We start from the raw sequence: 1,246 nt of genomic DNA, 5'->3' as shown, positions 1-1,246 counted from the left end.
ACCCCTTTTAAGGGGTGGCTCCACACGAGAGGGCGTGTGCATTCTCGCTGCTCATCCTCCGTGATGAGTGGTGAGAATGCTCCGTTTTCTCGGGTGGCGGCTTGTTGACCACGCCTTGCGTGTGGTCAACCATGAGGACGGTACTGGTGGAGTGTGTATGCTTGCCGGTCTGAGCATACACACTCCACCAGTTCGTAAGCCACCCGCCCACGCTCCTTCCCCAAAGGGGTGGGACTCTTTTCAGGGAGGAGTGAATAGAAATTTATTCCTCCCTGAAAGCGTGATAGTGTAGGGTTAGGCTTGCGCTAGGGTTGCAACGTCTTGAGCGAAGGTCTCGTAGAACATATCAAGATATGCTTCAATGGTGTAATCCACGCCTAAAGTGGCGTTGTCCTCGACAAGAGTAATAAGCCGGGTCTTTTTAACAGGGTCATTCATTATGGTTTCTAACTGACGAACCGTGTCTGAAGATACTACCGTCGCTATGGTAGAGAGGTTTCCTGTTTCAAGTTCTTCGAGAAGGGTTTGTTTCCCGTAGAAGTCTTCATCAATGAGTTCTCTCAGGTTTTCTACAGTCGTGTCATAATGGACGACATCGAGTTCTTCTTGCTGCTCTACAGTGTGATTGTGGTAGCGGATTTGTGCGCTACGAGTCAGGAGGACGTTACATCCTGGCTCATAGTCGGTGTAGTCGTACCGTACAGTAATGTCCTCATCAAGGAGTTCACACCTCAGCGACTGCTGCTCATCTGTGAGTTTTAGGTCTGTTTGGGTCAGTGGGTGGAATGTCCAGTCGATATTGATTTCATACACCCAGCGTCCGCTTGCTGTGAAGGGTATGCATAGGGTGACTGTTGTCTTGTCTTGGCTTGCTAGGTCTGCCTGTCCAGCGATGGTGGTGTTGTAATACCACGTGCTGGCAATCTTACTGTAGAGGGTAATGAATTTTTCTGCGATTTCTTGGCTCCGTGCGGTTACGTAGAGCGTGCCGGTAGCGTCTGAAATGTTTGCCATAACTTTTCTCCTTACCTGTTGTGGTGGTAGTTTCAGGCGTGTACACCCTTGGCATAGGACGACGCATCCGAAAACACACGTTTTCGTTCTTGTCTTGTTGGCTCATGGAACATGCTGAGCGTGTGGAATGAGGCGACAAGCAGGGACGCGTGTGGATTCGTGTGTGGCGTGGATGCGAGGGTGTGCTACGCTCTGGGGCTACCACCAAAAGTGTGGGCGGCGACTGGTGCAG

1 protein-coding gene is annotated in these 1,246 nt (G+C 51.0%); it reads right to left on the bottom strand.

The window, feature by feature from the left end; translation table 11 throughout:
• Positions 1-294: 294 nt before the first annotated feature.
• Positions 295-1,014 (bottom strand): hypothetical protein, encoded by a 720-nt coding sequence (locus tag ACFQY8_RS08030; protein WP_377939459.1) that lies wholly within the window; start codon positions 1,012-1,014, stop codon positions 295-297.
• Positions 1,015-1,246: the final 232 nt, after the last annotated feature.

Source organism: Alloscardovia venturai (assembly GCF_042676605.1).
GTDB classification, from domain to species: Bacteria; Actinomycetota; Actinomycetes; order Actinomycetales; family Bifidobacteriaceae; genus Alloscardovia; species Alloscardovia venturai.
Note: the sequence above shows the minus strand (reverse complement) of the source record. Positions and strands in the feature narration are given on the sequence as shown.